This is a genomic window from Microbacterium sp. MPR-TSA4, from assembly GCF_058792815.1.
Window position 1 is genome coordinate 1 of the sequence record NZ_JBXAFF010000076.1, and the last position, 6,651, is coordinate 6,651.

General features: G+C 70.6%; 8 protein-coding genes. 4 read left to right on the forward strand and 4 right to left on the reverse strand.

Going from position 1 to position 6,651, the window contains the following annotated elements:
* The 4 genes from AC1Q49_RS15780 to AC1Q49_RS15795 form a co-directional block, all read right to left on the reverse strand.
* Positions 1 to 407 (reverse strand): cytochrome c biogenesis ResB family protein (locus AC1Q49_RS15780; protein WP_492493318.1); only part of this gene is annotated, 407 nt, incomplete at its 3' end.
* Positions 385 to 1,275 carry a prolipoprotein diacylglyceryl transferase gene (gene lgt / locus AC1Q49_RS15785; protein WP_492493320.1) on the reverse strand — a complete coding sequence of 297 codons (891 nt, stop codon included), beginning with the start codon at positions 1,273 to 1,275 and terminating at the stop codon, positions 385 to 387. The genes lgt and AC1Q49_RS15780, both read right to left, overlap by 23 nt.
* The gene (locus AC1Q49_RS15790) at positions 1,275 to 1,946 is read right to left on the reverse strand and encodes a M23 family metallopeptidase (protein WP_492493322.1); all 672 of its coding nucleotides are present in this window, start codon (positions 1,944 to 1,946) and stop codon (positions 1,275 to 1,277) included. The genes lgt and AC1Q49_RS15790 overlap by 1 nt, the downstream gene beginning before the upstream one ends.
* Positions 1,947 to 2,358: 412 nt before the next feature.
* On the reverse strand, positions 2,359 to 2,784 hold the full coding sequence (locus AC1Q49_RS15795; protein WP_060958957.1) for a DUF6153 family protein: 426 nt from the start codon (positions 2,782 to 2,784) through the stop codon (positions 2,359 to 2,361).
* 216 nt (positions 2,785 to 3,000) lie between these two features.
* On the opposite strand from AC1Q49_RS15795, the gene AC1Q49_RS15800 reads away from it, so the two are divergent.
* From AC1Q49_RS15800 to AC1Q49_RS15815, 4 genes are all read left to right on the forward strand, one after another.
* Positions 3,001 to 3,471, forward strand: a complete 471-nt coding sequence (locus tag AC1Q49_RS15800) for a DUF6153 family protein (RefSeq protein ID WP_492493325.1) — start codon at positions 3,001 to 3,003, stop codon at positions 3,469 to 3,471.
* A 99-nt stretch (positions 3,472 to 3,570) separates the two neighbouring features.
* Positions 3,571 to 4,185: a DUF305 domain-containing protein gene (locus AC1Q49_RS15805; RefSeq protein ID WP_492493327.1), complete on the forward strand. Its 615-nt coding sequence runs from the start codon at positions 3,571 to 3,573 to the stop codon at positions 4,183 to 4,185.
* Between the two features lie 117 nt (positions 4,186 to 4,302).
* Positions 4,303 to 5,163, forward strand: coding sequence for a F510_1955 family glycosylhydrolase (locus tag AC1Q49_RS15810; protein ID WP_492493329.1), 861 nt, complete (start codon positions 4,303 to 4,305; stop codon positions 5,161 to 5,163).
* 58 nt (positions 5,164 to 5,221) lie between these two features.
* On the forward strand, positions 5,222 to 6,651 hold a 1,430-nt coding region (locus AC1Q49_RS15815; RefSeq protein ID WP_492493331.1), incomplete at its 3' end, for a phosphoketolase family protein.

Consider the following 6,651-nt stretch of genomic DNA (forward strand, 5'->3'; position numbering starts at 1 on the left):
GCCGGGGGCGGGGCGAGCAGCGCGGTCAGGTGGTGGCGGATGCGGGGGATGACGCAGCCGATCAGCGACGCGAACAGCAGCAGGTAGATTGCGGAGAACCACACCGACCCGAACACGTCGTGCAGCTGCAGCAGGTCCACCGCCCACATCCAGCCCGGGTTGGTCTTGTCGAACTGGATCACCCCGTTCGGGTCGGAGGAGCGTTGCGGGACCAACGACCCGGGGATCGCGGCCACCGCGAGCAGCAGCAACAACACCAGGGCGGTGCGCATGCTGGTCAGCTGCCGCCACGCCCACCGCGCCCACCCCGACACGCTCAGGCGCGGATTCGTGCGCTCCTCCACCGGCCGGTCGACGTGATCGGCGGGCAGCTGCGGGGCCTGCTCACTGCGGATCGACACGCGCATCCTCCCTCTCCCGGACGGGTGTGCGGCGGCGGGCGCGCCAGGAGGCGTGGGCGAGCAGCCCGACCCCCAGTGCGGCGGCCACCAGGGCGGTGAGCACGTTCGCTTTCAGCCCGCCGGCGAGCAGCTCGGTGGGATCCAGCCGGATGGACTCCAGCGCCGCCCGCCCTGCCCCGTACCACAGCAGGTACACGCCCAGACTCCGCCCGGCGCCCAACGTAATCCGGCCGTGCCGGCGGCGGTGCTGCTCGAGCAGCACGATCACGGCGGCACCGGCCAGGTTCCACAGCAGCTCGTACAGGAACAGCGGATGAAACAGGGTCCCCGCCGGGGTCCCCGGCGGGATCGCGGGAGCTGAGGGGTCGATCTGCAACCCCCACGGCAAGGTGGTGGGCGGGCCGAACAGCTCCTGGTTGAAGTAGTTCCCCAGCCGCCCCACCGCCTGGGCGACCAGCATCCCCGGGGCGAGCGCGTCCAGGGACAGCAGCACCGGGATCCCGGCGCGACGGGTGGCGATCACGATCCCGACCAGCCCGCCCAGGATCGCGCCGAAGATCGCGATCCCGCCCTCCCAGATGTAGAGCACCCGCCACAGGTCCGCGCCAGGGAAGAAGTAGTCGCCCGGATGGGTGAGCACATGGTAGATCCGGGCGCCGAGGATCCCGAACGGCACCGCCCACATCGCCACATCCACCACGACCCCGGCCGGATGCCCGACCGCCCGCAGCCGACGGCCGGTGATCAGCACCGCCAGCACGATCCCGGCCAGGATCGCCAGCGCGTAGAACCGGATCTGGAACGGCCCGACCTGCACGAAGCTGATCCCCGGGCTCGGGATCAGCGCCGGAGCCACAATGAGGAGTGCGTCCATCAGGGCCTCACCCTCGCCGGGAGCCACGCCAGCGGGTCCACCGCTTCGCCTCCGGTGCGGATCTCGAAGTGCAGGTGCGCACCGGTGCTGCGTCCACTGTTCCCGACCCGGCCGACCAGTTGCCCCACCCGCACGGTCTGTCCCGGGGTCAGGGCGAGGGACCCTTCCCGCATGTGCGCGTAGACGCTCTCCACGACTTGCCCATCGATCTCGTGTCGGATCACCACGTACACCCCGTACGCGCCGCCCTGCTCCGTCGCGGTGGTGACCACCCCGTCGGCGATCGCCTGGATCGGGGTGCCGATCCCGGGGGTCATGTCCAGTCCGGCATGGAAATTTGAGCAGCACGGGCACGGCCGGGTGCGATAGCCGAACGTGCTGCTGATCGGCACTCCCACGGTGAACGGCCACTGCACCGCCGACGCCGGGTCGTTGGTGAACGTGTCCGCGGTGTGCGCGTACGACTCGGTCCCGGCAGGGCCGGTCACAGCCACCGTGTAGTCCCCGCGCACCATCACCGTCTCGGTGACGGTGTCGGGGGTGGTGAACGACTGGGCGCGCACCGGGGTGCGGGTCGCCTCGACGGCGAACACCGGCTCCGGCGTCAACGTGATAAGCAACGGCAGCGCGGCGAGGGGAGCGTCCGTGAACATCACGGTGCCGGCGAGCATCCGATGGTGGGTGAGCGTGCTGCGAGGCGCGTGTCGAGGTGTCCGGGCGTTACGGGTAGGCCGACGGCGTCGATCGCCTCGCGTCGGCACGGGTGGGGAAGAGAGGGCGGCTCTCGCAGCGCGGCGCGTATCGATACCGGTCGTCGGGGGAGAAAGGGCGGGTTCGGGCATACAAGACTTTCCTGGAGGAGGGGGACGATGAAGGTGAGCACGGTCGCCGCCGCCGTCACACGGTCCAACCAGGAGGTGCGGCCGGGAAGTGTGCCGCTTCGGCGGCGATAATCCTGAATCGGGTCACACACGGTGCTGCAGGCGGGGCGCGCTTCGGGGCGCACATCGTGGCCGTCGGCGGCATCACGCAGACGGGACGCGCCAGCGGTGGCTTAGAGGGCGGGCGCGAGCTGAGCGTTGATCAGGTGCGACTGATCGACAAAACGATCAGGGAGGGCCGCAGAAGAGCCGACCTGGACGTGAACGAGGCCGACCTGCCGGGGAGGGATCGCAGCCACGCCGGCAGCGACATCCACCCGTCCCGGGCGGGTAACACCAGGATGAGCAGGGTCAGCAACGCGAGCAGACACGTCACGGCAGCTACAGCATGAGACGTCCCGCAGACCGTCTCATCGCACGAGGGTGTCACCACCCCGCTGACCAGGATGTCGGCGGCGGTGTCGGGAGCCGCAACGGCGGCGGCGACGACAGCGCCCGCCTGGTCCTCTTCCAGACTCAGCGAGTGCATCGCGAGCAGTCCCGCGATGATCGCGGTCACCGCGGCCAGGTAGAACCACAGGGCGCGCCGGGACCCGAGTGCCCGTCGTCGCGCCACCAACTGATTCACCGTCGACGCTCCTTCCTCAATGTCGCCAGCATACCCCTGGCGGGTAGCCGTCTCCGAGGCGGGTCTCATCGGCGGCCGCGGGCGACCGCGACACGTCCCCCCCGGATACCCCGGATGGGTATATGCTGGGTGGGAGGGCGCCTCGCCCCGTGCGTGGTGTTCTGACCGCGTCGCGGAGGCAGGGCACCGCTACCCTGGACGGGAAGGAGGTCGGTCGTGAACGTGATTCGCTCGCACGCGCGTCTGAGCCCCGGGGTGCGACGGCTCCTGCTGGCCGCTCCGATCGCCCTGGCGATCATCACAGGGCTGCTGTCCATGCACATCCTGACCGGGTCCCACCAGCCCGCCCTGGCATCAGAGACCAGCGCGATGAGCACGCACAGCCAGGTCGGCTCCGCACCAGCCGCTGCCGACGATACGCCGATGACCACAGCTGCGGCGGAGGCCGCTGGGGGTCATTGCCAGGACGGGTGCGGCACCCCTGCGGGGGTGCCGGATCATTCGTTGCTGATGATGGTGTGCGTGCTGGCGCTGCTGGCCGCGGCGATCGTCCTGCTCGCCCCGACGTTCCGGGGCCTGTTCACCCGCGCGGTCGCGCGTGCCCGCTCCCAAACCCGGATGCTGCTGGCCGGGTTGCCGCACCCCCGCCCGCCCTCACTGCTTGTCCTGTCCATCAGTCGTACCTGAGTCCGTCTGCACCCCGGCGACCCCGCTGGGGATGCTGCACCGTGCCCTCCCGGGCAGTGAATCAGACCCTCACCGACTGACTAGATAAGGACACCCCTGATGCGTTTTCGTACTCTCGCGCTGACCGCCGGCGCCCTGGCCACCGTGCTCGTGCTCGCTGGCTGCGCCCCCACCGACGGCACCATGCCCGGCATGGACCACGGACCCGGGGGGATGACCAGCACCGCCCCCTCCCAGTCCGCCGCCACGTTCAACGCCGCGGACGAGATGTTCGTGACCATGATGATCCCGCACCACCAGCAGGCCATCGAGATGGCCGATCAGATCCTCGCGAAAGACGGCATCGACGAGCGGGTGGTGGACCTCGCCGAGCAGATCAAGGCCGCACAGGACCCGGAGATCCAGACCATGAAGGGCTGGCTGGAGGAGTGGGGCGTCCCGTACGACGACTCCATGTCCGGAATGGATGGCATGGACATGGGCGGCGGGATGATGTCGGAGGACGACATGGCCGCTTTGGATGCCGCGACCGGGGTCGAGGCGACCCGCCTGTTCCTGAACGGCATGATCGCCCACCACGAGGGCGCCGTGACGATGGCGCAGTCGGTGCTCACCGACGGGCAGAACACGGACGTGGCCGCCCTCGCGCAGCAGATCATCGACGGGCAGACCGCCGAGATCACCACGATGCAGGACATCCTCGCCAGCCTCTGACCCGGTACCCCTCGGACGGGACCCGCGCTCCCGATGCCGGTCCCGTCCGAGTCCCCACCCTCGACCCCTGTGCGGTCACCGGTATCCGGCGTACCCGCACGGAAAGGACCTCCGTTCATGATCTCTCCCACCACCCGCAGACTGGCGATCACGGCCACCGTCACCGTCGCGCTGCTGCTCACGGGCTGCAGCACCACCCCTGCGGAGCCCGATGCCCCCGCGGGCACCGCGGCCGGGTTCGGGCATGTGCACGGCATCGTCGACGCCGGTGACAGCACCGTGCTGCTGGGCACCCACACCGGCCTGTACACGCTGGGCGAGGACGGCACCGTCACCGGCCCGGTCGGTGGCATCGACCTGGACGCGATGGGACTGACCGCTACCGGTGACACCCTCTACGCGTCCGGGCACCCCGGCCCGTCCACCCCGGCGGAGCTCGGCGCCCCCAACCTCGGCATCATCCGCAGCCTCGACGCCGGCGCCTCGTGGGAACCGGTCGCGTTCACCGGGGAAGAGGACTTCCACGTCCTCACCGTCACCGGCGACGGCACCCTGTACGGGATCGGATCCTCCCGGCTGCTGCTGCGCACCAGCAGCGACGGCGGGCAGAGTTGGGCGGACGGTGCCGAGCTGCCCGCCGTCGACCTGGCCGCCGCGACCGACGGCACCCTGTACGCCGCCACCCAGGACGGGCTGCAGCACAGCACCGACGGTGGCGCCACCTTCACCCCGGCGCCGGACGCGCCACTGCTGTACCTGGTGGAGACCGACCCAACCGGTGGGGTGGTCGGAGTGGACACCGACGGGACGTTGCGACGCCTAGTCGGCACCGGCTGGGAGAACGTCGGCACCACCACGGGAACCGTCCAAGCCCTCGGGGTCACCGGGGACGGTGCGATCGTCCTGGTCGATGACCGCGGCGTGGTCTGGATCCGCGACACCACCGCCACCGTCCTCATCCCGGCGGCAACACCATGACCACCGTCATTCGCACCTGGCGCGACCCGAGCGGCCGCGGATCGGAAGGAGACCGACCATGACCCCCACACCGGCACCCCCCGCGTGGGCGCACCGCACCACCGATGCCGCCATCGAGCAGCTGTCGGCGGTGGATGCGTGGTGGCGGGCGGCGAACTATCTGAGCATCGGCCAGATCTACCTGCAGGGGAACCCGCTGCTGCGCCACCGCCTCATCCCAGAGGACATCAAGCCGCGGTTGCTGGGCCATTGGGGCACCACCCCGGGCCTGAACTTCCTCTACGCCCACCTGAACCGTGCCATCCGCGACCGCGACCTGAACACCCTGTACGTGACCGGGCCCGGGCACGGCGGACCCGGCATGGTCGCCAACGCCTACCTGGACGGCACCTACACCGAACGCTACCCGGGCATCGACCGCACCGAAGAGGGGCTGCGGGCGCTGTTCCGGCAGTTCTCCTTCCCCGGCGGGATCCCCTCGCACGCGTCCCCGGAGACGCCGGGGTCGATCAACGAGGGCGGCGAGCTCGGCTACTCCCTGGTCCACGCCTACGGGGCGGCGTTCGACAACCCCGACCTGCTGGTCGCCTGCGTGATCGGTGACGGGGAGGCCGAGACCGGGCCGTTGGCGACCGCGTGGCACGGCAACAAGTTCCTCAACCCCGCCCACGACGGGGTGGTGCTGCCGATCCTGCATCTGAACGGGTACAAGATCGCCAACCCGACCGTGCTGTCCCGCATCCCCGAGGAAGAGCTGGTCGCGCTGCTGCGCGGCTACGGCCACGACCCCCACGTCGTCACGGTCGGCTTCGATGGGGAAACCCCGCGTGAGTCCCACGCGGCCTTCGCGGCAGTGCTGGATGCGGTACTGGATGAGATCGCGGACATCAAGGCCGCCGCGGCGGCGGGGACGCTGGAGGGGCGGCCGGCGTGGCCGGCGATCGTGCTGCGCAGCCCGAAGGGGTGGACCTGCCCGAAGATCATCGACGGTCTGCCGGTGGAGGGCACCTGGCGGGCACATCAGGTGCCGCTCGCCGAGGTCCGCGACAATCCGGAGCACCTGCGGATCCTCGAGGACTGGCTGGCGTCCTACCGCCCGCACGGGCTGTTCGACGTGACCGGCGCCCCCCGCCCGGCCACGGTCGCGATCGCCCCGGACGGGGATCGGCGGATGAGCGCGAACCCGGCCGGCAACGGCGGACAACTCACCGTCCCGCTGCGGCTCCCGGACTTCCACAAGCACGCGCAGCCGGTCGACCCGGCCGAGCGGGGTGCGGGAACCGGGGAAGCGACCCGCGTGCTGGGCGAGTGGCTGGCGGGGGTGATCCGGGACAACCCGGACAACTTCCGCATCTTCGGCCCGGACGAGACCGCCTCCAACCGGCTCGCCCCACCCGTCTACCAGGCGACGGGCAAGCAGTGGAACGCGGCCGTGGAGCCCGTCGACGAGCACCTGGCCCCGACTGGGCGGGTGATGGAGGTGCTCAG